Raw genomic sequence first — 24,457 nt, 5'->3', positions numbered from 1 at the left:
CAGCTGACAGATTTCGAAATCTGTCAGCTGTTCGCTGAAACTTGTTCGTTGTCAGCCGTCAGCCCGGCGCCCCGCCTGTCCCCTCACCCCACCCCGCACAGCCGCAGTACAGCCGCCGTCCCGGCGGCGGCCAGGACCACCAGCGGGAACGGCGCCTTGCGCCACGCGAGGACCCCCGCGACCAGCACGCCCGCCGGGCGCGCCCACCCGGCGAAGCCGTGCCCCTGGGTCAGCGCGCCGGTCACCACCAGCGCGACCAGCAGCACCGCTGCCGCGACCATCAGCAGGTGGCGCAGCCGCTCCGAGAGCGCGAGCCGGTGCCCGAGCAGTGGACCGGCCACGCGGTAGGCGTAGGTCCCGGCGGCCAGCAGCAGTACGGCGTACAGGGGCATCATCGGACGTCCTCCTTCACGGCCGCCGCAGCGACCACTGGCTCCGGCGAATCCGGCGAATCCGGCGAATCGAACGCCGACCCCGACCCCGACTCCGACTTCGGCTCCGACCCCGGTCCCGATTTCGGCTCCGACCCCGACACCGCCATCGGCCGCCCGGCGAACAGCAGCCCGACCAGGGCGAGCAGCACGGGCAGCCCGGCCGGTACGAACGGTGTGGCCGCGACGGCCACCACCGCGCCCGCCACCGCCGCGGTACGGGTCCCGCGGTCCGCGAGCGAGGGCAGCACGAGGGCGAGCAGCACCGCCGGGAAGGCGGCGTCCAGGCCGAACACGTCGGTGTTCCCGATCAGCCCGCCGGCGAGGCCACCGAGCAGCACCGCGACGTTCCACACCACGAACAGCGAGACCCCGCAGATCCAGAACACCGCCCGGCGCCGCCGCGGTTCGCTCTCCTGGAGTGCGAAGGCCGCGCTCTCGTCGGTGAGCATCTGCGCCCCGAACAGCCTTTGCCACCAAGGGCCCTGGAGGACGTCGGCGACGGCGAAGCCGAACGGCAGCAGTCGGGCGTTGAGCACCAGCCCGGTGGCGACGGCGGCCAGCGCACCGCCGCCGGACAGCACCACGCCGACGGCCGCGAACTGCGAGCCGCCCGCGAAGACGAGGACGGAGAGGGCCACCGGCACCCAGAGCGGCAGGCCGCCGGACACACTGATCGCGCCGAAGGAGGCGCCGACCAGCGCGTCGGCGAGGCAGACCAGGGCGATGTCGCGGAGGGTGGCATGTTCGAGTGTTCGGAGAAGCGAACGCATGTCCATCAGAGTGAACCCGAGACACCAGGTTCGTCAAGGCGAACGGAACGACCGGCACAGCGAACGAAGCTCACCGGCGAATCCTCGGCGACAGCCGTGGCAGCATGAACGGCACCGACCGGCGCCAGCCGGAACCCGAGCGGCGCCGACTGCGGGAAACCGACCGAAGGAGTCTGGAGAAAGCGTGAGTGGCGAGAATCGTGAGTGGCGAGGATGAGTGACCGGACCCCCCGGGCCGAGGGCGCCAACGGCTCCGGCACGGAGCTGATCGGCCAGATCGCCGCGGCCATCCGGCGCGAACGCGAACGCGGCGGACTGTCGATGACCGAGCTGGCCCGCCGCGCCGGCATCGCCAAGTCGACGCTCTCCCAACTGGAGTCGGGCGCGGGCAATCCCAGCGTGGAGACGCTCTGGGCGCTCGGGGTGGCACTGAACGTGCCGTTCAGTCGACTGGTCGACCCGCCACGCCCGACCGTCAAGGTGCTGCGGGCCGGAGAGGGCCCGGTGACCCACTCCGAACGGGCCGACTACGCGGCCACCGTGCTCTCCTCCTGCCCGCCGAACGCCCGGCGCGACATCTACCGGATCGAGGCCCAGCCCGGCGAGACCCGGGCCTCCGACCCGCACATGCCCGGCACCGTCGAGCACGTGATGATCGGCGCGGGCCGGGCCCTGGTCGGCCCGAGCGAGTCACCGGTCGAGCTGGGCCCGGGCGACTACATCAGCTACCCCGGCGACGCCCCGCACGTGTTCCGCGCCCTGGCCCCGGACACCCTCGCGGTGATCGTGATGGAGCACATCTGACAGGCCGCCTCCGGCGCGGCCGAACGCCGGGAACGGTCGACGACTGAGGGCTGACAGATTTCAAAATCTGTCAGCCGTCGGCTGTTATCTGTCAGCCGTCAGCCGCTACTTCAACAGCCCGTCCAGGAACGGGTTCCCGAACACCCTGTGCGGGTCGTACCGGTCCAGCGTGGCGACCGCCTCGTCCCAGCCGGGCCCGCCACCGGCCCGCAGGCTGTCGGGGATGACCCGGCCGAGCAGGTCCTGGTCGGACCAGGCCGCTTCCGTGGTGTAGGCCCAGCCCTTGGACCACTCGACCCGCATGCCGGCCCTGGTCCCGTCGAAGGTGCGCAGCAGCCACTGCTCCAGGTCCCGGGCGAAGCGCTCCAGTCCGGGCGTGCCGGGGAACGCCAGGACGTCGAGCCACACCGCGGTGTCCCACTCCGGCCGGTCCGCCCGCGGGCGCAGCGCGGACAGCAGCGGGGGCCGGGCTCCGGGGACGCCGGAGTAGGACGCGTCGTCCAGGCCGGTGACCCGGATCTCCACCGCACCGTTCACCGGGAACTCGCCCCGGGCCTGGTACTCCCCGAGCAACTGCCGGTAGTAGGCGGCGAACTCGCTGACCACCCACTGCAGGTCGGCCCGCTTGGTCAGGATCGCGTAGCCGTTCGCGGTGACCCGCAGGGTGGTGGGCCGGACGTACTGCAGCAGCGCGCGCGAGGGGCCCCAGAGGTCGGAGCGCAGTCCACCCGCGAGCAGGTGGGTGATCAGGTCGCCGCCGAGCAGGTCGCGAAGCAGTCCGCCGGAGAGCAGGACGTCGGTGAGGTCGCCGGTGAGCGCCACCTTGGCCACCAGGTACTGGAGTTGGCCGAACAGCGGGGCCGACCCCCAGGCGCCGGAGACGATTTGGCCGGCCAGCCGGGCGACCGGCTCCGGAATGCTGTCCGAGAAGGGGTAGTTGTAGGGCTGGTCGACGGCCCTGGAGGCGAGCGGCTTGGTCGGGGTGACGGTCCAGGTCTTGAGCCACGGGTAGTCGGTGTAGGCGAACCAGATCACCTCGACCCGGCCGTCGCGCTCGACGAACTCGGCCAGGGTGCGCGGGCCCCCGCCACCCAGCAGCCCGCCGAGCAGTCCGCCCCCGCCGGTGGCGGTCCCCGGGCGGGCGAACAGGTCGCTCGCCGGGATGTCCAGCCGGCTGACGCAGCGCAGCGGGCGGTCGGCGCCGGCGCGCAGCACCACCTCGGTCAGGAAGGCGCGGCCCAGGTGCACCAGGAAGGCGGCGCTGTCGGCCTCGGCACGGTCGAAGGTGCGCAGCGCGTAGCGGCCGGTGGTCTGGTCCAGGACGACGGCGGTGAGCCGGACCACCTGGTTGCTGACCGAGCCGTAGCCGTGCCCGTCCGGGCGCAGTTCGCCGCCCGCCGGGGCGGCCGTGCCGTGGCCGCCGATGGCGAGCACGCCGCCGACGGTGAGGTCACCCGGCGCCGGGCAGGCCGTCAGGCCGAGGCCCCGGTCGGCCAGGTGGGCGAGCAGAGCCTCCATGCTCGCGCCGGTCTGTACCCGGACGGTGCTGGGCGAGTCGGCAGTGATGGCGGTGAGGTACCGGTTGGTGTCCAGCAGCAGGACGCGGGCGGTGTCCGGGGTCCCGTTGGCGACGGTGAGCGGCGCCCAGGTGTGCCGGTAGCCGGTGGCGCGCAGCCGCCAGCCGTTGGCGTGCGCCCAGTCGGCGAGGGCCGGGACCTCCTCGGGGGTGTGCGGCGCGCAGGTCCACAGCTGGTCGGTGCGGATCTCGCCGGACCAGTTCTGGAAGACCCGCTGGTAGAGCTCGGTGCCGGCGGGCAGGCCGGGCGGTACGGGCGCGGCGGCCTCGGCGCTGTCCGGGCCGATGGTGCCGCGCAGCAGCCAGGCCGCGCCACCGAGCGCCGCGGAGGCGCCGAGCAGTTGCCGCCTGGTCAGGCCGCGGCCGGACTCCGGGGCGGTCTCCCGCCCGTTCCCCCGCCCACTCCCCCGCCCGTCCGCCGCGCCGTGCGTGTTCTCGGTGTGATTGCCGTCGTGTTCCGTGGTCATCCGGTCCGCCCCCTGCGTCGGTGCCCCGGGCCGGGTCTCGGCGCTCCGGGGCGGTCGGTGTCCGTCCGACCCGGTCAGGAGCGTACGAAGTGCCGTACGCCCGTTTGGAGCGATCCGGCCGGGTTCTCACTCGTTCGAGTGATCATGGCGCGAACGGACGAAGGCCGTCCACCCCCGTCCTCGGCGCGGCGAGGAACGACTCGGTGGACGACGGCTCGCCGTGACGCCGCCAGTTCCGAGCCGAGGACCGGGCCGAACACCAACCCGACTTCCAGGCCCGCCACCAGGGCGACGACCGAGCCGAAGGTCGGGCCGGGGACCGGGCCGAGGACCGAGCCGGGGAGCGATACCGCGTTGCCCGGCTGATCAGCGGGCACATAGGTTGATCTTGACCACCGACCCCCCTCCCGGAGGCCCCACCATGCCCTCGTCCGTGCCGCCGACCGCCACCGACCCGACCGGCGCGGCCACCCCGGCTCCCGCCGCCGTCACCGTCGCCGTGGCCCAGCCGGTCTGCGCCGCCCCCGGCCGCCCGGACACCCTGGACGTCAACGTCGGACGGCACGCCGAGGCTGTCCGGGAGGCCGGGACCCGCCTGGTGGTGTTCCCCGAGCTGTCGCTGACCGGCTACGACCTGACCGCCCCCGCCGTCGACACGGCGGACCCGCGGCTCGCCCCGCTGGTCGAGGCCTGCGCCGCGACCGGCGCCCTCGCGCTGGTCGGCGCACCGGTCGTGGAGGCCGACGGCTGCGAGTCCATCGCCACCCTGGCGGTCACCGGCGAGGGCGCCGCCGTCGTCTACCGGAAGATGCGCCTGCACGGACCCGAACTGGACCGCTTCGCCCCGGGCGAGAAGCCCTTCGTGCTGGAGCTGGACGGCCTGCGGCTCGGCCTGGCGGTCTGCGCCGACGCCGCCGACCCGACGCACGCCGAGGAGACCGCCGCGCTCGGCATCGACGCCTACGTCGCCTCCACCCTGTACGGCCCGGGCCCCGCGCAGGCCGAGCGGCTCGCCGAGCACCTGCGGGAACGGACCGCGGCGCACCGGGTCTGGGGCGTGCTGTCCACCAGCGCGGGGGCCAGCGGCGAGTTCCCGGACACCTCGGGCTGCTCCGGGGTGTGGGCGCCGGACGGCACCGTGGTCGGCCAGCTCGGCTCCGAGCCGGGCGGACTCCTCCGCGCTGAACTGCGCCGCGCCGAGTTGCCCGGCCGGTAGGCCCGCTCCGCCCGGCGACCCCGCCCCCGCCCGCTGGGCCCGCCCTGCGCGGCAGTTCCCGCCCCCACGGCCGGGGCGTCCGGCGGATCGCGGGCCCCGGGTGGAAATACCCGGGGCCCGCGCGCGGCTGTCGTGATCGGAAACGCCGGTGACCGGGCCGACCGGGCCCGTACAGGAGGTGCAGCGCGCGATGGGTGACGAGCGGGAGAAGCCGCAGGAGTACCGGGTCGAGCACGACTCGATGGGCGAGGTGCGGGTACCGGCCGCCGCGAAGTGGCAGGCGCAGACGCAGCGGGCAGTGGAGAACTTCCCGGTGTCCGGCCAGCGGCTGGAGCGTGCGCACATCGCCGCACTGGCCCGGATCAAGGCGGCCGCGGCGCGGGTGAACGCCCGCCTCGGGGTGCTGGACGAGGAGACGGCCGGGGCGATCGCGGCCGCGGCCGAGGAGGTGGCGGAGGGCCGCTGGGACGCCGAGTTCCCGGTGGACGTCTTCCAGACCGGCTCGGGCACCTCGTCCAACATGAACACCAACGAGGTGATCGCCACCCTGGCGGGCGAGCGGCTGGGGAGGCCGGTCCACCCGAACGACCAGGTGAACGCGAGCCAGTCGTCCAACGACGTGTTCCCGTCCTCGATCCACATCGCCGCCACCGCCGCCGTCACCCACGACCTGATCCCGGCGCTGGAGCACCTGGCGGAGGCGCTGGAGCGCAAGTCCGTGGAGTTCGCCCAGGTGGTCAAGTCGGGCCGGACCCACCTGATGGACGCCACGCCCGTCACCCTGGGCCAGGAGTTCGGCGGCTACGCGGCGCAGGTGCGGCACGGGCGCGAGCGGCTGCTGGCCACCCTCCCCCGGGTCGCCGAACTTCCGCTCGGCGGAACGGCGGTGGGCACCGGCATCAACACCCCGCCCGGCTTCCCGGCGGCCGTCATCGAGGAGGTGGCCCGCGCCACCGGGCTGCCTCTGACCGAGGCCCGGGACCACTTCGAGGCGCAGGGCGCACGGGACGCACTGGTCGAGCTGAGCGGCCAACTGCGCACGGTGGCGGTCGGGTTCACGAAGATCGCGAACGACCTGCGGTGGATGGGCTCCGGCCCGCGCACCGGCCTGGGCGAGATCAACCTGCCGGACCTCCAGCCCGGTTCGTCGATCATGCCGGGCAAGGTGAACCCGGTGCTGCCCGAGGTGGTGCTGATGGTCGCCGCCCAGGTGGTGGGCAACGACGCGACGGTGACACTGGCCGGCGCGAGCGGCAACTTCGAGCTCAACGTGATGCTCCCGGTGATCGCCCGCAACGTGCTGGAGTCAGTGCGGCTGCTGGCCAACAGCGCCCGACTGCTGGCGGACCGGACGGTGGACGGCATCACCGCGAACGTCGAACGGGCCCGTGAGTACGCGGAGTCCTCACCCTCGGTGGTGACGCCGCTGAACCGGTACATCGGGTACGAGGAGGCGGCGAAGGTCGCCAAGCAGGCGCTGGCCGAGCGGAAGACCATCCGCCAGGTGGTGCTGGAGCGCGGCTACGTCGAGCGGGGAGCGCTCACCGAGGAGCAACTGGACGAGGCGCTGGACGTGCTGCGGATGACGCACCCGTAAGGCGTGTCCGACGTACGGCAGGTCCGACGCAAAGCGTGACCGACGCAAAGCGCGCGTGGGCCGGACGTGCGCCGGGGCGCGGCGGGAACTCGCGTGCCCTCCGTGCCCCGGACGCGGGCTGCGGGGAAGGTCAGCCCTTGGCTCGGCCGGCCCGGCCGAGTCGCATCGCTGCTCCGTTCGACGTGATCGTGGCCATCGAGATCGCTGCGAGGCCGAGCAGGAACATCACGGCACCGACGATGACGCAGGTGACGATGTTCTTGCCGTGCGCGACGGACCCGGAGACGGCCCAGGGAGAGATGATCGTCCAGATACCGAGCGCGGAGGCGGCCCAAGCCCTCGCGTGGGTCCGCTCGTAGGCCGAGCCGTAGCCGGCCATCAGCGCGGTGTAGGCCAGACCCACGATCAGGCAGGTCACGGTCAGGGTGCTGAACGCGGTGAAGCCGACGATCCAAGGCGATGCCGCCAGGAAAAGACCGGCCAGTACGGCCAGGGCTTCGATGCCCTGGGCGCGGGGGGTCGAGGTGACCCGCTCGTAGTGTTCCCGGAGTTCGACGATGTCCGGGTGGTGCTCCATGCCCGTCGGCATGTGGGTTGCCACCGATACCACCTCCTGTGGTTCGGACCATGGAAGGGACAAGCCCCGTACCCATTCTGGCGCTTCTCCAAGGTTTTGCACCTGATAGTCCGGAATGACCGATAACCATCCGGTCACGCCGGTGACCTGCGTCTCAACACTCCGGTGCTCCATTGCTATGCAACTCGTTGCATAGCAGGATGCGGGCATGGCACTGGAGCACGCGATCCTCGTCTCGCTGCTGGAGCAGCCCGGCTCCGGGTACGAACTTGCCCGGCGCTTCGACCGCTCCATCGGACGCTTCTGGACCGCCACCCACCAGCAGATCTACCGGGTGCTGCGGCGGATGGAGGCGGACGGCTGGGTCGCCGCCGAGGAGGTCGCGCAGGACGGCCGCCCGGACAAGAAGGTCTACTCGGCGGCCGCACCCGGACGGGCCGCGCTGGCCGGCTGGCTGCGCGAACCGGTCGAGCCGGAGACCGTCCGGCACGAGCTCGCGGTCAAGATCCGGGCCGCCGCCTTCGACGACCCGGCTGCGCTGATCTCCGAGGTCGAGCGGCACCGCGAGAGTCACGCCGCCCTGCTCGCCCGCTACCTGCACGGCGAGCAGCGGGACTTCCCCGACCTCACCGCACTGGACACCCGGCAGGAACTCCAGCACGTGGTGCTGCGCGGCGGCATCGAGTTCGAGCGGATGACCCTCGCCTGGCTGGACGACGTGCTCGCCACCCTGCGCCGGCTCGCGGACGGCGAACGGGACCGGAAGACGGACGACAGCTGACGGGTGACGGTGACGGGTGACAGCCGCCGGATGACGGATGACAGGTGACAGATTTCAGCTGACAGAGTCTGAAATCTGTTACCTGAAATCTGTCAGCTGACAACCGTCCGCTGAACCCTGTACGCCGAAAGCCGCCCGCCGCCCACCGACCCAGCCCCGCCCCCCGAACCGCGCCGAGCCCTCACACCCTCGACCCCAGGGAGCCCCTGATGCTCTTCAACCCGCGCACCTACGACCCCGCGCAGTTCGACGAGCCGACCCGTCGGCTGCTGCGCGCGACCGTCGACTGGTTCGAGTCCCGCGGCAAGAAGGCGCTCATCGACACCTACATCGACCGCGCCTGGTACGGCGACTTCCTCGAATTCGCCGCGCGGGAAGGCCTGTTCGCGGAGTTCCTGACCCCCTCGTCGGCCGACCCCGACAAGCGCTGGGACACCGCGCGGATCGCCGAGCTGAACGAGATCCTCGGCTTCTACGGCCTCGGCTACTGGTACACCTGGCAGGTCACCATCCTGGGCCTCGGCCCGGTCTGGCAGAGCGAGAACGAGGCCGTCCGGGCCCGCGCCGCCAAGCTCCTCGCCGAGGGCCACGTGATGGCCTTCGGCCTGTCCGAGCGCACCCACGGCGCCGACATCTACTCCACCGACATGATCCTCACCCCGGACGGCGAGGGCGGCTTCACCGCGACCGGCCCCAAGTACTACATCGGCAACGGCAACGTGGCCGGCCTGGTCTCGGTCTTCGGCCGCCGCTCGGACGTCGAGGGCCCGGAGGGCTACGTCTTCTTCGCCGCCGACAGCCGCCACGAGGCGTACCACCTGGTCAAGAACGTGGTGAACGCCCAGATGTACGTCAGCGAGTTCCGCCTGGAGGACTACCCGGTGCGCGCCGAGGACGTGCTGCACACCGGGCAGGCCGCCTTCGACGCCGCGCTGAACACCGTCAACGTCGGCAAGTTCAACCTCTGCACCGCCTCCGTCGGCATCTGCGAGCACGCGATGTACGAGGCCGTCACGCACGCCCACAACCGGGTGCTGTACGGCCGGAAGGTCACCGACTTCCCGCACGTGCGCCGGGAGTTGACCGACGCGTACGCCCGCCTGGTGGCGATGAAGCTGTTCAGCGCCCGCGCCGTGGACTACTTCCGCACCGCCTCCCCCGAGGACCGCCGCTACCTGCTGTTCAACCCGATGACCAAGATGAAGGTCACCACCGAGGGCGAGAAGGTCATCGACCTGATGTGGGACGTCATCGCGGCCAAGGGCTTCGAGGCGGACACCTACTTCGACAAGGCCGCCAAGGACATCCGCGGCCTGCCGAAGCTGGAGGGCACCGTCCACGTCAACCTGGCGCTGATCCTCAAGTTCATGGGCAACTACCTGTTCGCGCCCGCCGACTACGCGCCGGTGCCGACCCGACTGGACGCCGCCGACGACGCCTTCCTGTTCCACCAGGGCCCGGCCCGCGGCCTCGGCGCGATCCGTTTCCACGACTGGCGCGCCGCCTACGACCGGCACGCGCAGCTGCCGAACGTCGCCCGCTTCCGCGAGCAGGCCGACGGTTTCTGCGAGCTGCTGCTCAAGCACGCGCCGAGCAAGGAGCAGCAGGCCGACCTGGACTTCCTGCTGGAGATCGGCCAGCTGTTCGCGCTGATCGTCTACGGCCAGCTGGTACTGGAGCAGGCCGAGCTGACCGGGCTGGACGCGGACGTGCTGGACCAGGTCTTCGACGCGCTGGTCCGGGACTTCTCCGCGCACGCGACCGAGCTGCACGGCAAGGCCTCCGCGACCGAGGAGCAGGCCGCCTGGGCGCTGGCCAACGTGCGCCGCCCGGTGGCGGACGCCGAGCGCGCCGCGAAGGTGTGGGCCCGGGTCGAGGCGCTCTCCGGCGCGTACGAGATGCAGCCGTAGGGCCAGTAGGACACGCAAGTCTCCGGGGGTGCCGGTCGGCGGACCGGCACCCCCGGACCGCCTCTCCCGAGCACGGGGAGCAGGGGAGCAGGGGAGCAGGGGAACGAGAACCGGGAAACGGGAAACGGGGAACGGCGTCAGCCGTCGCCGAGGCCCATGTCGCGGGCCCGGGCGACCGCCTCGGCCCAGGTGGCCACGTGCAGCTTCTCGAAGATGTGCCCCCGTGCCCGGCCATGTCCCGACCGCGCCCCGACCATGTCCCGGGCCGCCCCGGCAGGCCCTGGAAGCGCCCTGGGCACCCCTTGGGGACGCCCCGGGACCGCCCCCGGGCCAACCCACGAGGGCCCGGGGCCGCGGGCCCCACACGCCCGGCACCGGCCCGCCGCGAGCGGCGTACGGTGGAACCCGGAGGCCGTGAAATGCACGTCACCGGAACCCACTTCACCGACCGCACCGACGCCGGCCGCCGGCTGGCCGCCCGCCTCGGTCACCTCGCCGGCCCCGGCACCGTGGTGGTCGCCCTGCCCCGGGGCGGGGTGCCGGTGGCCGCCGAGGTGGCGGCGGCGCTCGGCGCACCGCTGGACATCTGTGTGATCCGCAAGCTCGGCGTGCCGTACCAGCCCGAGCTGGGCATGGGGGCGATCGGCGAGGACGGCGTCCGGGTGCTGAACGAGCAGGTCATCCGGCTCGCCGGGGTGGGCGGGGAGCAGCTGGCGCAGGTGGAACGGCGCGAGCGCACCGAGCTGGAGCGCCGGGCCCGCCGCTACCGGGGCGACCGTCCGGCGGCCGACCTGCGCGGGCGGACCGTGGTCGTGGTGGACGACGGCATCGCCACCGGCTCCACCGCCCTGGCCGCCTGCCGGATCGTCCGGGCGCGCGGCGCGGCCCGGGTGGTGCTGGCCGTCCCGGTGGCGCCCCGGGACTGGACGGAGCGGCTGTCCGAGGCGGCCGACGAGCTGGTCTGCGTCGACACGCCGTCGCCGTTCTTCGCGATCGGCGAGTTCTACGCCGACTTCACCCAGACCGGCGACGAGGAGGTGCTGCGGCTGCTGGCCGAGGCCCGGGGCGAGCGGGCGGACCCGCCGGGCGCGTCCGCCGCGGGCACCGACCGCGAGCTGGTGCTGCCCGTCGCCGGGGTCCGGCTGGCCGGTCGGCTGAGCGTCCCGGCCGGGGCGGTCGGGGTCGTGGTGTTCGCGCACGGCAGCGGCAGCGGCCGGCGCAGTCCGCGCAACCGGCACGTCGCCCGCCACCTGAACCGGGCCGGGCTGGGCACCCTGCTGTTCGACCTGCTCACCGAGGCCGAGGAGCCGGACCGGCGCAAGGTGTTCGACGTCGCCCTGCTCGGTGCCCGGCTGACCGCCGTCGCCCGGGAACTGGGCCGCACCGAGGGGGCGCGCGGCCTGCCGCTCGGCCTCTTCGGCGCCAGCACCGGCGCGGCCGCCGCCCTGTACACCGCCGCCGAACTGGGCCCGGCGGTGCGCGCCGTGGTCTCCCGGGGCGGGCGCCCGGACCTCGCCGGGCCGGACGTCCTCGGCCGGGTGGGCGCGCCGACGCTGCTCGTGGTCGGCTCCCTGGACCCCACCGTGCTCGACCTCAACCGGCGGGCCCGGGCCCTGCTGGGCGGCGCGAGCGAGCTGGCGGTGGTGCCGCACGCGAGCCACCTGTTCGAGGAGCCGGGCACCCTCGACCAGGCCGCTGAGCTGGCCGGGGACTGGTTCCTGCGGCACCTGCCGACCATCGGCGCACCGCCCGCCGAGGGCGGGTAGCGCCAGTTGCGCAGATTTCGCGCGGGCACCGCCCGGGGGCAGCACATATTGCGCAGCCGAAGGCGGGATTTCCTGATCAGCTTGTACACATTGAGCAGTGGAAAACCGACCTGTTGCCCAACCCTCAGGACAGGAGCAAGCTCTGCGCAACCGCACCGCCCACCCGTCGCCGTGCGGCAGCGATCCACGCGATCCGCACCGGAAGGCCCCGAGCCCCCGGAAACCCCCGGAAGCCTCAACGCCGAGGCCCTGAGTGGAGGAACGAGCGATGACCCCGCAGACCCACGCCCTTGAGCTGACCCCCGAGGAGCGCGAGGCCGGCCTCGACGCCGACCAGCTGCGCCGCCTGGTCGGACTCGTCGAGCACGACCAGGCCGCCGACCCGTTCCCGGTCACCGCGCAGGACGCGGTCGTCTTCGTGGTCGGCAACGCCACCCAGACGGCCCAGTTCTACCAGGTCGTGTTCGGCATGGAGCTGGTCGCCTACTCCGGCCCGGAGACCGGCCGCCGCGACCGCAAGGCCTACGTGCTGCGCTCCGGCTCCTGCCGCTTCGTGATCAAGGGCGGCGTCCAGCCGGACAGCGCGCTGCTGGACCACCACCGCCGCCACGGCGACGGCGTGGTCGACCTCGCCCTGGAGGTCCCGGACGTCGACAAGTGCATCGAGCACGCCCGGGCCAGCGGCGCCACCGTCCTGGAGGAGCCGAACGACGTCTCGGACGAGAACGGCACCGTGCGCCGCGCGGCCATCGCCACGTACGGCGAGACCCGCCACACCCTGATCGACCGCTCCCGCTACAGCGGCCCGTACCTGCCGGGCTACGTCGTCGCCAAGAGCGGCGTCACCCACCCGGAGGGCTCGCCCAAGCGCCTGTTCCAGGCCCTGGACCACGCCGTCGGCAACGTCGAGCTGGGCCGGATGGACGAGTGGGTCCAGTTCTACAACCGGGTCATGGGCTTCGTGAACATGGCCGAGTTCGTCGGCGACGACATCGCCACCGAGTACTCCGCCCTGATGTCCAAGGTCGTCGCCAGCGGCAACCACCGGGTGAAGTTCCCGCTCAACGAGCCGGCCATCGCCAAGAAGAAGTCCCAGATCGACGAGTACCTGGAGTTCTACACCGGCCCCGGCTGCCAGCACATGGCGCTCGCCACGAACGACATCCTCACCACCGTGGACGTGCTGCGCTCGCGCGGCGTCGAGTTCCTCAACACCCCGGACGCCTACTACGACGACCCGGAGCTGCGCGAGCGGATCGGCAAGGTCCGGGTGCCGATCGAGGAGCTGAAGAAGCGCGGCATCCTGGTCGACCGCGACGAGGACGGCTACCTGCTGCAGATCTTCACCAAGCCGATCGGCGACCGGCCCACCGTCTTCTACGAGTTCATCGAGCGGCACGGTTCGCTGGGCTTCGGCAAGGGCAACTTCAAGGCGCTGTTCGAGTCGATCGAGCGCGAGCAGGACCGTCGCGGCAACCTGTGAGCGTCGGCCTACCCTGATTGACGCCGACCCTGACGGACGGTCGAGGAGGAGCACGGAGATGGCGTACTACCGGCAGCTGGGCAGCATCCCGCCCAAGCGGCACACCCAGCACCGCACCCCCGAAGGCGGGCTGTACTACGAGGAGTTGATGGGCGAGGAGGGGTTCTCCTCCGACTCGTCGCTGCTCTACCACCGGGGCATCCCCTCGGCGGTGGTCGACGCGGCGCCCTGGGAGCTGCCCGACCAGTCCACGGTGCCCAACCATCCCCTGCTCCCCCGCCACCTCAAGCTGCACGAGCTGTTCGCGGGCCAGGAGTGGAAGTCCGCGGACGTCGTCGGCAGCCGGCGGCTCGTCCTCGGCAACGGCGACGTGCGGATCTCGTACGTCGCCGCCGGGGCCCCGAGCGAGCTGTACCGCAACGGGCTCGGCGACGAGTGCGTGTACGTGGAGTCCGGCGCGGGCACGGTCGAGACGGTCTTCGGCTCGATCGAGGTCGGCCAGGGCGACTACGTGATCATCCCGCGCGCCACCACCCACCGCTGGGTGCCGTCCGGGAACGAGCCGCTGCGCGCGTACTGCATCGAGGCCAACAGCCACATCACCCCGGTCAAGCGCTACCTCTCCAAGTACGGGCAGCTGCTGGAGCACGCGCCGTACTGCGAGCGGGACTTCCGCGGGCCGGTCGGGCCGCTGGTGGTCGACACCCCCGGGGACGTCGACGTGCTGGTCAAGCACCGTGGCCCGAACGGGGTTTCGGGCACCCGCTACACCGTGCCGCACCACCCGTTCGACGTGGTCGGCTGGGACGGCTGCCTGTACCCGTACGCCTTCAACATCCGGGACTTCGAACCGATCACCGGGCGGGTCCACCAGCCGCCGCCGGCCCACCAGGTGTTCGAGGGCAACAACTTCGTGATCTGCAACTTCGTTCCCCGCAAGGTGGATTACCACCCGCTGTCGATCCCGGTGCCGTACTACCACGCCAACGTGGACAGCGACGAGGTCATGTTCTACTGCGGCGGCGACTACGCGGCCCGCAAGGGCTCCGGCATCGGCCAGGGCTCCATCTCGCTGCACCCCGGCGGGCACACCCACGGGCCGCAGCCGGGCGCGTACGAGCGCAGCATCGGCGTGGAGTTCTTCGACGAGCTGGCGGTCATGGTGGACACCTTCCGCCCGCTGGAGCTCGGCGAGGGCGGACGGGCCACCGAGGACGCCGCCTACGCCTGGACCTGGGCGGGTCGGGGGCCCGGCCGATGAGTCCCGGCACCCCCGTGTTCCCCTCCGCGGCCCCGTCGCCGATCCCGGAGTTGTTCCGCGGGCTCTTCGACGACGCGGCGGTGTTCCCCCCGGGGAACCTGCCGGTCGCCGAGGCCGTGCCCGCGCACCGCGCCCACCGCACGGCCTGGTACGCCGACGCGGTCGGCCCGTTCCTCTGCGGGGCGGGCCGGTTGGGCGACCTGGCCGCGGCGGTGGCGGGCACCGGGCCGCTCAGGGTCGGGCTGGTACTGCCGGGGGGCAGTCCCGAGCTCGGGCCGGCGCTCACCGCCGCCGCACCCTTCGAGGTCGCGGGCGTCGAGCTCGCCACCCGGGACGTGCAGGAGGCCGTGGCCGAACTGGACCGGCTGCTGCCGGTCGACGTGCCCGCCGCCGTCGAGCTGCCGCGCGAACTCCTGCGCGGGGACGACCTGGACGCCGTGCTGGACGCCCTGCTCGACAGCGCCTACCGGGCGAAGTTCCGCACCGGCGGCGTCGTCGCGGAGGCGTTCCCGGACGAGGACGAGCTGGCCGCCTTCCTCACCGGCTGCGCCCGGCGCGGCCTGCCGTACAAGTGCACGGCGGGCCTGCACAACGCCGTCCGGCACACCGACCCGGAGACCGGGTTCGAGCACCACGGCTTCCTCAACGTCCTGCTGGCCGCCCAGGAGACGGACCGCGCCGCGGCCGCCGAGGTGCTGGCCGAGCGCGACGGCGCGGTGCTGGCCAAGGCCGTCCACGCCCTGAGCGGGCACCAGGTTACGGTGATCCGCAACTCGTTCACCGCGTTCGGCACCTGCAGCGTCGCCGAACCCCTGGACGACCTGGCCGCGCTCGGCCTGCTGTCGCCCAGTCCACTCCTCCAGGAGGACCGTTGAGCACCCCCCGCAGCTGGCTGGCCAGCGCCCAGGACTCGCCGTTCGGCGTGCACAACCTGCCGTACGGCGTCTTCACCGCGGCCGACCGGCCCGGGCAGCGCCGGATCGGCGTGCGCGTCGGGGACTTCGTGCTGGACGCCGGAGCCGCCGCCCGGGCCGCCGGGGCCCCGTCGGTGCTGCTGGACGCCGACTCGCTCAACCCGCTGATGGCGGCCGGACGTTCGACCTGGACGCGGGTCCGCGCCGACCTCACCGCCTGGCTGACGGACGAGTCCTTCCGCGAGGCGCTGTCGCCCGCGCTGCTGCCGGCCGACCAGGTCGAACTGCACCTGCCGTTCGAGGTCGCGGACTACGTCGACTTCTACGCCTCCGAGCACCACGCCACCAACCTGGGCCGGATCTTCCGCCCGGGCTCGGAGCCGCTCACCCCCAACTGGAAGCACCTGCCGATCGGTTACCACGGGCGGGCGGGCACCGTCGTGGTGTCCGGCACGCCGGTGGTGCGTCCGCACGGACAGCGCAAGGCTCCCGCCGACGCCGCGCCGGCCTTCGGGCCGACCCGCCGACTGGACATCGAGGCCGAGGTCGGCTTCGTCGTCGGCACGCCGTCCGAGCTGGGCCGGCCGGTCGTGCTGGACGACTTCCGCGAGCACGTGTTCGGCGTCTGCCTGCTCAACGACTGGTCGGCGCGCGACATCCAGGCCTGGGAGTACGTGCCGCTCGGCCCCTTCCTGGGCAAGTCCTTCGCGACCTCGGTCTCGCCGTGGATCGTGCCGCTGGACGCCCTGCAGCACGCCCGGGTCGCCCCGCCGGAGCGCGACGTCGAGCCGCTGGCGTACCTGGACGACCGCGGCGGCGAGCCGTGGGGGCTGGACCTGGCCATGGAGGTCCGGCTGAACGGGCACCTGGTCTCGCGCCCGCCGTTCGCGTCCATGTACTGGACGGCGCAACAGCAGCTGACCCACATGACCGTCAACGGCGCCTCGCTGCGCACCGGCGACCTGTTCGCCTCGGGGACGGTCAGCGGGCCGGAGCCGGACACCCGGGGCGCGCTGATCGAGCTGACCTGGAACGGCGAGGAGCCGCTCAAGCTGCCGGACGGGACGACCCGGACCTTCCTGGAGGACGGCGACGAGGTCGTCATCACGGCGACGGCCCCGGGGCCGGACGGCGCGCTGGTCGGCTTCGGCGAGGTCGCGGGGCGGGTGCGGGGCTGACGGGCGACAGACGTCACGTGACAACTGACAGCTGACAACTGACGGATTTCAGATGATGAAATCTGTCAGCTGTCAGCTGTTCGCCGTCTACAGCCCCGCGCCGCCCGTCGCGTCGACGACCCGCCCGGTGACCCAGCGCGCGTCCTCCGAGGCCAGGAAGGCGACGATGTCCGCGATGTCCTCCGGCTGCCCGACCCGGCCGAGCGCGGCGAGCGAGGCCGCATGCGCCTCCGCCGCCGGATTGCCGCGCAGCCAGCCCGCGTTGACGTCGGTGTCCACCACACCGGGCGCGACCGAGTTGGCGGTGATGCCGCGCGGGCCGAGCTGCTTGGCGAGGTTGAGCGTGAAGGTGTCGAGCGCGCCCTTGGTCGCGCCGTAGGCGATGATCTCCGGCATCGCGAGCCGGGCCGCCCCGCTGGACACGTTGATGATCCGCCCGCCGTCCCGCAGCCGCTCCAGCCCGTGCTGCACCACGAAGAACGGCGCCCGGACGTTCACCGCGAACACCTCGTCGAAGCCCTCCTCGGTCAGCGTCGCGAGGTCCGAACTGCGCCCGATCCCGGCGTTGTTCACGATGATGTCGACCCCGCCGCCGGGCGCGTGCGCCCCGACCTCCGCGTCGAAGGCCGCCCACAGCGCGGCCGCGTCGCCGTGCCGCCCCAGTTCGGCGCGCAGCGCGAAGGCCCGCCCGCCGTGGGCCCTGATCCCCTCGACCACCTCCCGCGCCGCCGCCTCGTCCCGGGCGTAGCCCACCGCGACGGTGGCGCCGTCCCGCCCGAGCCGGCGGGCGATGGCCCGGCCGATCCCCCTGCTGCCGCCGGTGACCAGCGCCACCTTGCCGCGGAGCCCGTACCCGCCCGTGCTCGACCCCATGACCGAGTCCCCTCCTGTTGCGCCGAGTTGCATCCCGGCATTTCTTGAGCGATCGCTCAATAAAGAAGCTAGCACACACTTCTTGAGTGACTGCTCTAAAATCCATCCCATGACCGAGGCCGCGACACCCGACAGCACCGCCACCGGCCCGGCGCCCCGCGCCCGGCGCGGCCGCCCGCCGGCCTTCGACCGGGAGGAGGCGCTGACGGCGGCCACCCGGCTGTTCTGGGAACGCGGCTACGAGGCGACCTCGGTCACCGACCTCACCACCGCGATGGGCATCCGCCCCGGCAGCCTCTACGCCGCCTTCGGCGACAAGCGCACGCTCTTCGAGGAGGTCGTCCGCCGTTACGGGCACTCCCCGGTCGGCGCGTTCGTCGGCGTCGCACTGGCCGAGGAGGCCTGCGCCCGCGCGGCCTTCGCCCGCATCCTGCGCGAGGCAGCCGCGATCTACCCGGACCCCTCCCACCCGGCGGGCTGCCTGGTGATCACCGCCGCCACCAACGTCAGCCCGCAGGACGCCGGGATCCAGGCGCAGCTGCGCGAGCTGCGCAACGCCAACCGGCGGGTCTTCGAGGAGCGGCTGCGCACCGCCCGGCAGGACGGCGAACTGCCGCCCGGGGCCGACCCGGAGGCGCTGGCCGGGTACTTCGCCACGGTCATCCAGGGCATGTCCCAGCAGGCCCGCGACGGCGCCACCGCCGAGGAGCTGGCCCGCACCGCCGAACTCGCTCTGCGCGCCTGGCCGTGACCGCCGGACCGCCCCGGCCCCGGCGACCGGGAAGGCCTCGTGATCACAACGCCCCACCCGCCCCGGTACCGTGGACGGCGGAAGGCGAGATCACCGAGGGGACGGGAGCGGTTCCGATGGGCGCAGAGACGAGCGCGGCGGCGGAGGTCCTGGCGGTCCTGGACGGCGACGGCGGCCTCGGCCGGATCACGCTGAACCGCCCGCGGGCCCTCAACTCGCTGACCCACGGCATGATCACCGCGATCCGCACGACCCTGGACGCCTGGGCCGCCGACGACCGGGTGCGCGCCGTCGTCCTGACCGGCGCCGGGGAGCGCGGCCTGTGCGCGGGCGCGGACCTCCGGGCGATGCACGCCGACGTCACCGCCGGCGGGGCCGGTACCCGCGCCTTCTTCCGCGACGAGTACCGGCTGAACGCCCTGATCGCCCGCTACCCGAAGCCGTTCGTCGCCGTCCTGGACGGCATCACCATGGGCGGCGGCATCGGCCTGTCCGCCCACGCCGCTGTGCGGATCGTCACCGAGCGCTCCGTGATCGCGATGCCGGAGACCCGGATCGGACTCGTCCCGGACGTCGGCGGCAGCCTCCTGCTCGCCCGCGCCCCCGGCGAGTTGGGCACCCACCTCGGTCTGACCTCCGCCTCGATGGGCCCCGCCGACGCGCTGCTGTGCGGCTTCGCGGACCACTTCGTCCCGTCCGCGCGGCTGCCCGAGCTGTTCGACGCCCTCGCCGACAGCGCCGACCCGGCCGCGACCGTCGCCGCCCAGGCCGAGCCCGCACCGCCCATCGGATCCGCAGCCTCGACTGCCGCCGCAGCCGCCGGGCTCGCCGGGCAGCGTGACTGGATCGACGCCTGCTACGCGGCCGACACCGTCGAGGAGATCGTCGAGCGCCTGCTCGACTCCGGGGTGCCGGAGGCGAAGGAGTCCGCCGAGCTGATCCTCGGGAACTCCCCCACCGCCGTCAAGGTCACCCTGGCCGCGCTGCGCCGGGCCCGTACCCTGCCCTCGCTGGAGGCCGCGCTCGACCAGGAGTACCGCATCTCCTGCGCCGCGCTGGACGGTCCCGACCTGGCCGAGGGCATCCGCGCCCAGGTGATCGACAAGGACCGCGCCCCGCAGTGGTCGCCGCGCACCCTGGCCGGGGTGACGGCGGCCGACGTCGCGCGCTTCCTCGCCCCGCGCGAGGACGACGAGCTGGGCCTGGCCTGAGCGCGCCCGACCCCCACCGCGCCGACCCCGCCGACTCCTGTGCCCCCGACTCCTGTGACCGCGACTCCCGTGACCCCGCCGACCCGACCCTGACCCGAGAGCCTGGAGAACGCCATGAGCCACCCGACGCCGACCACGCCGGCGCCGGCCGCGACGGCGCCGGCCGCGACGGCGCCGGCCGCGACGGCGCCGGCCGGGAACACCGACCCGCTGTCCCGAGTGCCGCTCGGCGAGCAGGTGCGCGGACTGCTGCTGGAGGGCCTGCTGGGCGGCCGCTGGCAGCCCGGGGACCGGATCGTCGAGCGCCGCCTGGCGGCCGAGTTGAACGTCAGCCAGGCGCCGGTGCGCGAGGCGCTGCGCTCGCTGCAAACCCTCGGACTGCTGGACGCCGAACCGAACCGGGGCGTCCGGGTGCGCGAGATCGGCCCGGCGGAGCTGCGCGAGGTCCACCAGGTACGGGCGGCTCTGGAGCGGCCGGCCGCCGAGGCGGCGGTGGTCCGACTGGCCGGGGACACCCGGGCGTTGGAACGGCACGCCGAGCTGACGGCGGCGGCCGCCGCAGCCGGTGACACCCTCGGGCAGGCCCGGCACGGGGTGGCGTTCCACCGGGAGATCGTCGCGGCCTCCGGGAACGGAACGCTGCTGCGGACCTGGGAGGGCCTGGGCGTCGAGGTGTGGACGGTGCTGTCGCTGCACCGGGTCCGGCCGGAGCTGCACGAGAACGCCGCCGACCACCTGCCGTTGATCGAGGCCTTCCGGCGGCGGGATCCGGAAGTCGGGCGGCTGCTCGCGGAGCACGTCCTGGAGTACGCCGACCGCTCCGCCTGAGCGCGCCGGTGAACGGGGAACCACCCGTGTCCCAGCTCGACCGGCTTCACGGCCAGCAGCTCCGGCTCGACGTGCCCCCGCAGCCGGACACCCCGTACGCACGGCGTCCGGTCCCGACCTCCTCGCCACTCCGCGGACCGGCCACCCGGTCTGGTGACCGGCGTCTCGCATACCAAGACTGGCGCGGGACCGGGCACGTCGTAGATCGTTGGGTGGTCAGGGCGCGCCCGCGCGGCGCCGCGCAGTGGAACGGCCGAGCAGCGGAACGGCCAAGCAGCGGAATGGGAGTACGGCGATGACCGAGACCGAGGGCTACGAGACGATCCTGGTCGAGCGCAAGGGTCGGGTCGGGCTGATCACGCTCAACCGGCCCAAGGCGCTCAACGCGCTGAACACCCAGCTGATGAACGAGGTGGTGGCCGCCGCCACCGCGTTCGACCGGGACCCGGAGATCGGCTGCCTGGTGATCACCGGCTCGGAGAAGGCCTTCGCGGCCGGCGCCGACATCAAGGAGATGCAGGGCAACCGGTTCCCGGACGTCTACCTGGACGACTGGCTGGGCCCTTGGGACCGCCTCGGCGCGCTGCGCAAGCCCGTGGTCGCGGCGGTGGCCGGGTTCGCACTGGGCGGCGGCTGCGAGCTGGCGATGATGTGCGACATCCTGATCGCGGCCGACACCGCGAAGTTCGGGCAGCCGGAGATCAAGCTCGGGGTGCTCCCCGGCATCGGCGGCTCCCAGCGCCTCACCCGTGCCATCGGCAAGGCGAAGGCGATGGACCTGTGCCTGACCGGCCGGATGATGGGCGCCGAGGAGGCCGAGCGGGCCGGGCTGGTCGCCCGGATCGTCCCGGCCGACCAGTTGCTCACCGAGGCGCTGGCCACCGCCGAGACCGTCGCCGGGATGTCCACCACGGCGGCGGTGATGCTCAAGGAGAGCGTCAACCGCGCCTTCGAGACGACGCTCGCCGAGGGCGTCCGCTTCGAGCGCCGGCTGTTCCACGCGGTGTTCGCCACGGCGGACCAGAAGGAGGGCATGGCAGCCTTCGCCGAGAAGCGGGCGCCGAAGTTCGAGAACCGCTGACGGTGGCGTTGCGGCCGGCATAGCGGCCGATGCTGTAGCCGGCGTAGAGACAGCTGACAGCGAACAGATTTCATCATCTGAAATCTGTTCGCTGTCAGCTGTTTGCTGTTACTTGTCAGTTGTTACCTGTCCGCCGGCAGGCGGCAGGCGGCAGGCGGCAGGCGGCAGGCGGCAGGCGGCAGGCGGCAGGCGGCAGGCGGCAGGCGGCAGCTGCCGACCGTCACCCCTCCTCGACCAGCACCGTGTTCAGCCTCGCCAACCCGATGCGGGTGGCGGCCACCACGATGCGGTCGCCCGGGGCCAGCCGCCGGGTGCGGTCCGCGAAGCCCCAGTGCAGCTGGTTGCTGCGGGCGAAGCGGACGGCGATCACCCGGACGCCGCCCGGGTCCTCCAGGTCGTGCCGGTTCAGACCGATCAGCCCGCTGCCGTCCTCCACCGTCAGCTCCGCGATCAGCAGCACGTGCCGGAACACCGAGAGCGTCCCGCGCACCTCACTGCCCATCAGTGCGGCGGCGAAGGCGGGCGCGGCCAGGTAGGAGACCGAGCGGGAGGCCGCGTTGTCCAGCGTCCTGTAGAAGTGGCCGGCGAAGTTGTCGTCGAACAGCCGGACCACCACCCGGACGTCGGGGTTGCCGTGGCGCGCCTCCAGCGCCGCCTCCAGGTTGGTGGCGTCGTCCCCGCTGACCGCGACCACCGCCCGGCTGTGCTTCAGCCGGGCCCGGCGCAGCTGCTCCTCGAACGGTCCGTCGCCCAGCACCACCGGGATGCCGAGCGCCCGGGCGGCGGCGATGCCGCGGGCCTGCGGGTCCCGCTCCATGCAGACCACCGGCACGCCCATCTCGTGCAGCAGGGTCGCGACCCGGGTGCCGACGTTGCCGAGCCCGACCACGATCACGTGGTCCCGGGTGCCCGCGCTCGGGTTGCGGGGCAGTCCGCGCCGCCCGGAGCCGAGCACCTCGACCGCGATGGCGGTGGCGACCGGCGCGAAGGTGATCCCGCAGATGGTGATCACCACTTGGGCGACCCGCTGCCAGAGGCCGCCCGTCCCCGTCCCGGCGGCGATGTCGGCCTGCTGGTCGGGCTGGGCGGCGCCGGCCAGGTCGAGCAGGGAGATGTAGACGGTCCAGCCGAAGTCCCGGCTGAGGTACCAGAGCACACTGAAGGCCATCAGCACCGCGGCGAGCGCGGTGAGCAGCACCAGCCGCATCCGGGCGCTGGTGAAGAAGCGCATGGTGTCGAGCAGCCGCCAGCGCAGTCGGCGCACCCAGTTGGTCGGCTCCCGGGGTTCCATCCTGATCGCCTGCAACGCCGCGATCCCGCCGGGCGGCGTCTCCGCTCCGGGCTCACCCTCGGTCCCAACCTCGGTTCCGGCCTCGCTTCCGACCTCGCTTCCGACCTCGGTCCCGACCTCGCTTCCGGCTCCGGGCTCGGGTCCGGATTCCGGCCCGGGATCGGTCCCGGGCGCCGGCACCGACTCCGACCCCGACCCCGTCCCCGTCCCCGACACCGGCCCCCGCTCCGGCGCCGCTTCGCGCAGCGCCCCGCCCGGCCGGACCGGCCCGTCGTCGCCGAACTCACGGGCGAGCCGGACGAATTCGGCCGAGTCGCCCTCCTGCTCGGGCAGCAGTCGGATCTTGCTGAGGTCCTGCCGGTCGATGTGGTCGGCGACCACGCAGATCCGGTCCGAGGTGATGGCGTCGTCGAAAGCGATGTGCAGGTAACGGCCACCGATCTCGACCGAGTTGGGCCGTCCGAGCGCGGCGGCCGCGAAGGCCGGGGCGGCGGTGGCCGAACCGGAGAGCGCGGCCCCGTTCCTGAGAAGCCGTTCGATGTTCTCGCCGAGGCGCTGGTTGAACATCCGGAAGACGATCCGGATGTCCGGGTTGTGGCCCTGGGCGCTGAGCGCGGCGTGGATGTTCTCCTGGTCGCTGCCCTCGACCAGGGCGAGGCCCCGGGCGGTGCCGATGGACACCGCACGCAGCGCCTCCTCGGTGATGTTCGGATACTCGACGACGGCCGCGACGCCGGCGATCTGCTCGATCTGCGGTGCGTGGTCGCGGGTGCGATCGGTGACCAGGACGACGACCGGGACTTCGTAGTGCTCGACGAGCTCCAGGATCAGCCGGTGGGCCAGTGCGTTGCCCCCGCAGACGATGTAGTGCTGGCTGATCGGCTCGACCGGAGGGGTCCCCCACCCTTCAGAAGTCATACCGCCGGATGATATCGACGAAAAGTGTCCGGAGGATGTCATTCCGGCAGCCGAGCGGCATCACTCGAACGTACGTACCCAGCGTGCGGACTGACGACGGCACACGGAGGCTGAGGCCGTTCTCTGCCCCCCGACCCCGAGGAGTACGCCGCCGTGGCCCCTCCGATCATCACCCCCGACGGCACCCCGGTGCAGGGCCCGCTCGGCCTGCTCGCCAAGGCCGCCTGGCAGGTCCTGCTGGCCGCCGGCGTCGCCTCGCTCGCCCTGGGGATCGTCGTCTTCGCCTGGCCTCGCGAGACCCTGCTGGTGGTGGGCGTCCTGTTCGGCCTCTACCTGCTGGTCATCGGCATCGTGCAGTTGGTCGCCGCGTTCGGCACCCACACCACCACCGCGCTGCGGGTGCTGGCCTTCATCAGCGGCGCGATCAGCGTGCTGCTCGGACTGCTCTGCTTCCGCAGCGCCGTGCAGTCGCTGCTGCTGCTCGCGCTCTGGATCGGGATCGGCTGGCTGTTCCGCGGTATCACCCAGCTCGCCGCCGCGATCTCCGACCCGCTGATGCCCGCCCGCGGCTGGCAGGCCTTCGCGGGCGTGGCCAACACCCTGGCCGGTGTGCTGCTGATGGTCTGGCCGGTCGGCTCGATCACGGCGCTGACCGTGCTGGCCGGGTGCTGGCTGGTGGTCCTGGGCGTGGTCGAGATCGCGACCGCCATCCAGGTCCGCGGCCGGGCCAAGCAGATCCCGTCCGGGGTCTGACGCGCCGCCGCCCGTCC

21 protein-coding genes are annotated in these 24,457 nt (G+C 73.0%); 15 read left to right on the top strand and 6 right to left on the bottom strand.

The annotated features are described in order from the left end of the window. Positions 1 to 83 precede the first annotated feature (83 nt). A complete protein-coding gene (locus ACFWIS_RS09935) occupies positions 84 to 392 on the bottom strand; it encodes an AzlD domain-containing protein (RefSeq protein WP_380451177.1) in 309 nt (102 codons plus the stop codon). Continuing rightward, the gene (locus ACFWIS_RS09930; RefSeq protein WP_380451094.1) at positions 392 to 1,204 is read right to left on the bottom strand and encodes an AzlC family ABC transporter permease; all 813 of its coding nucleotides are present in this window, start codon (positions 1,202 to 1,204) and stop codon (positions 392 to 394) included. Before ACFWIS_RS09930 ends, ACFWIS_RS09935 begins: the two co-directional genes overlap by 1 nt. Positions 1,205 to 1,417: 213 nt before the next feature. Between ACFWIS_RS09930 and ACFWIS_RS09925 the strand changes: the two genes are divergently transcribed. After that, entirely contained in the window at positions 1,418 to 2,008 is a 591-nt protein-coding gene (locus ACFWIS_RS09925) for a helix-turn-helix domain-containing protein (protein WP_380451096.1), read from the top strand. Between the two features lie 105 nt (positions 2,009 to 2,113). Here ACFWIS_RS09925 and ACFWIS_RS09920 read toward each other — a convergent pair whose 3' ends face one another. Further along, the gene (locus ACFWIS_RS09920) at positions 2,114 to 4,051 is read right to left on the bottom strand and encodes a cholesterol oxidase substrate-binding domain-containing protein (protein WP_380451098.1); all 1,938 of its coding nucleotides are present in this window, start codon (positions 4,049 to 4,051) and stop codon (positions 2,114 to 2,116) included. Positions 4,052 to 4,472: 421 nt separating this feature from the next. Here ACFWIS_RS09920 and ACFWIS_RS09915 point away from each other — a divergent pair, with 421 nt between their 5' ends. Both ACFWIS_RS09915 and ACFWIS_RS09910 read left to right on the top strand, forming a co-directional pair. Continuing rightward, positions 4,473 to 5,267: a carbon-nitrogen hydrolase family protein gene (locus ACFWIS_RS09915; protein ID WP_380451100.1), complete on the top strand. Its 795-nt coding sequence runs from the start codon at positions 4,473 to 4,475 to the stop codon at positions 5,265 to 5,267. A 190-nt stretch (positions 5,268 to 5,457) separates the two neighbouring features. After that, positions 5,458 to 6,864 (top strand): class II fumarate hydratase, encoded by a 1,407-nt coding sequence (locus tag ACFWIS_RS09910; RefSeq protein WP_380451102.1) that lies wholly within the window; start codon positions 5,458 to 5,460, stop codon positions 6,862 to 6,864. A 130-nt stretch (positions 6,865 to 6,994) separates the two neighbouring features. Here ACFWIS_RS09910 and ACFWIS_RS09905 read toward each other — a convergent pair whose 3' ends face one another. After that, positions 6,995 to 7,465 (bottom strand): SPW repeat protein, encoded by a 471-nt coding sequence (locus ACFWIS_RS09905; RefSeq protein WP_380451104.1) that lies wholly within the window; start codon positions 7,463 to 7,465, stop codon positions 6,995 to 6,997. A gap of 184 nt (positions 7,466 to 7,649) precedes the next feature. Here ACFWIS_RS09905 and ACFWIS_RS09900 point away from each other — a divergent pair, with 184 nt between their 5' ends. The 7 genes from ACFWIS_RS09900 to fahA all read left to right on the top strand — a co-directional run bounded on the left by ACFWIS_RS09900 (position 7,650) and on the right by fahA (position 16,734). Then, entirely contained in the window at positions 7,650 to 8,222 is a 573-nt protein-coding gene (locus ACFWIS_RS09900) for a PadR family transcriptional regulator (RefSeq protein WP_380451106.1), read from the top strand. A 209-nt stretch (positions 8,223 to 8,431) separates the two neighbouring features. Further along, positions 8,432 to 10,132, top strand: a complete 1,701-nt coding sequence (locus ACFWIS_RS09895; protein WP_380451108.1) for an acyl-CoA dehydrogenase family protein — start codon at positions 8,432 to 8,434, stop codon at positions 10,130 to 10,132. Between the two features lie 419 nt (positions 10,133 to 10,551). Continuing rightward, positions 10,552 to 11,898, top strand: coding sequence for a phosphoribosyltransferase family protein (locus ACFWIS_RS09890; RefSeq protein WP_380451110.1), 1,347 nt, complete (start codon positions 10,552 to 10,554; stop codon positions 11,896 to 11,898). A 268-nt stretch (positions 11,899 to 12,166) separates the two neighbouring features. Continuing rightward, positions 12,167 to 13,381 carry a 4-hydroxyphenylpyruvate dioxygenase gene (hppD, locus tag ACFWIS_RS09885; protein WP_380451112.1) on the top strand — a complete coding sequence of 405 codons (1,215 nt, stop codon included), beginning with the start codon at positions 12,167 to 12,169 and terminating at the stop codon, positions 13,379 to 13,381. 58 nt (positions 13,382 to 13,439) lie between these two features. Beyond that, positions 13,440 to 14,642, top strand: coding sequence for a homogentisate 1,2-dioxygenase (locus ACFWIS_RS09880; protein ID WP_380451114.1), 1,203 nt, complete (start codon positions 13,440 to 13,442; stop codon positions 14,640 to 14,642). Next, complete coding sequence (locus ACFWIS_RS09875; RefSeq protein ID WP_380451116.1) at positions 14,639 to 15,517, top strand: hypothetical protein; 879 nt, start codon at positions 14,639 to 14,641, stop codon at positions 15,515 to 15,517. Before ACFWIS_RS09880 ends, ACFWIS_RS09875 begins: the two co-directional genes overlap by 4 nt. Further along, complete coding sequence (gene fahA / locus ACFWIS_RS09870) at positions 15,514 to 16,734, top strand: fumarylacetoacetase (RefSeq protein WP_380451118.1); 1,221 nt, start codon at positions 15,514 to 15,516, stop codon at positions 16,732 to 16,734. The genes ACFWIS_RS09875 and fahA overlap by 4 nt, the downstream gene beginning before the upstream one ends. Before the next feature lie 87 nt (positions 16,735 to 16,821). Here the strand turns inward: fahA and ACFWIS_RS09865 are convergent, their stop codons facing one another. Next, positions 16,822 to 17,607, bottom strand: a complete 786-nt coding sequence (locus ACFWIS_RS09865; protein ID WP_380451120.1) for an SDR family oxidoreductase — start codon at positions 17,605 to 17,607, stop codon at positions 16,822 to 16,824. Between the two features lie 109 nt (positions 17,608 to 17,716). Here ACFWIS_RS09865 and ACFWIS_RS09860 point away from each other — a divergent pair, with 109 nt between their 5' ends. From ACFWIS_RS09860 to ACFWIS_RS09845, 4 genes are all read left to right on the top strand, one after another. Continuing rightward, entirely contained in the window at positions 17,717 to 18,358 is a 642-nt protein-coding gene (locus ACFWIS_RS09860) for a TetR/AcrR family transcriptional regulator (protein WP_380451122.1), read from the top strand. Between the two features lie 116 nt (positions 18,359 to 18,474). After that, the gene (locus ACFWIS_RS09855; RefSeq protein ID WP_380451124.1) at positions 18,475 to 19,569 is read left to right on the top strand and encodes an enoyl-CoA hydratase/isomerase family protein; all 1,095 of its coding nucleotides are present in this window, start codon (positions 18,475 to 18,477) and stop codon (positions 19,567 to 19,569) included. Between the two features lie 114 nt (positions 19,570 to 19,683). Then, complete coding sequence (locus tag ACFWIS_RS09850; RefSeq protein WP_380523802.1) at positions 19,684 to 20,397, top strand: GntR family transcriptional regulator; 714 nt, start codon at positions 19,684 to 19,686, stop codon at positions 20,395 to 20,397. A gap of 295 nt (positions 20,398 to 20,692) precedes the next feature. Beyond that, a complete protein-coding gene (locus ACFWIS_RS09845; RefSeq protein WP_380451128.1) occupies positions 20,693 to 21,478 on the top strand; it encodes an enoyl-CoA hydratase in 786 nt (261 codons plus the stop codon). Positions 21,479 to 21,698: 220 nt separating this feature from the next. Here ACFWIS_RS09845 and ACFWIS_RS09840 read toward each other — a convergent pair whose 3' ends face one another. Further along, a complete protein-coding gene (locus tag ACFWIS_RS09840; protein WP_380451130.1) occupies positions 21,699 to 23,687 on the bottom strand; it encodes an NAD-binding protein in 1,989 nt (662 codons plus the stop codon). Between the two features lie 153 nt (positions 23,688 to 23,840). On the opposite strand from ACFWIS_RS09840, the gene ACFWIS_RS09835 reads away from it, so the two are divergent. Continuing rightward, the gene (locus ACFWIS_RS09835; protein ID WP_380451132.1) at positions 23,841 to 24,440 is read left to right on the top strand and encodes an HdeD family acid-resistance protein; all 600 of its coding nucleotides are present in this window, start codon (positions 23,841 to 23,843) and stop codon (positions 24,438 to 24,440) included. Positions 24,441 to 24,457 lie beyond the last annotated feature (17 nt).

Source organism: Kitasatospora sp. NPDC127060 (genome assembly GCF_042724935.1).
GTDB lineage: Bacteria > Actinomycetota > Actinomycetes > Streptomycetales > Streptomycetaceae > Kitasatospora.
This window is presented reverse-complemented; position numbering and strand designations above follow the sequence as displayed.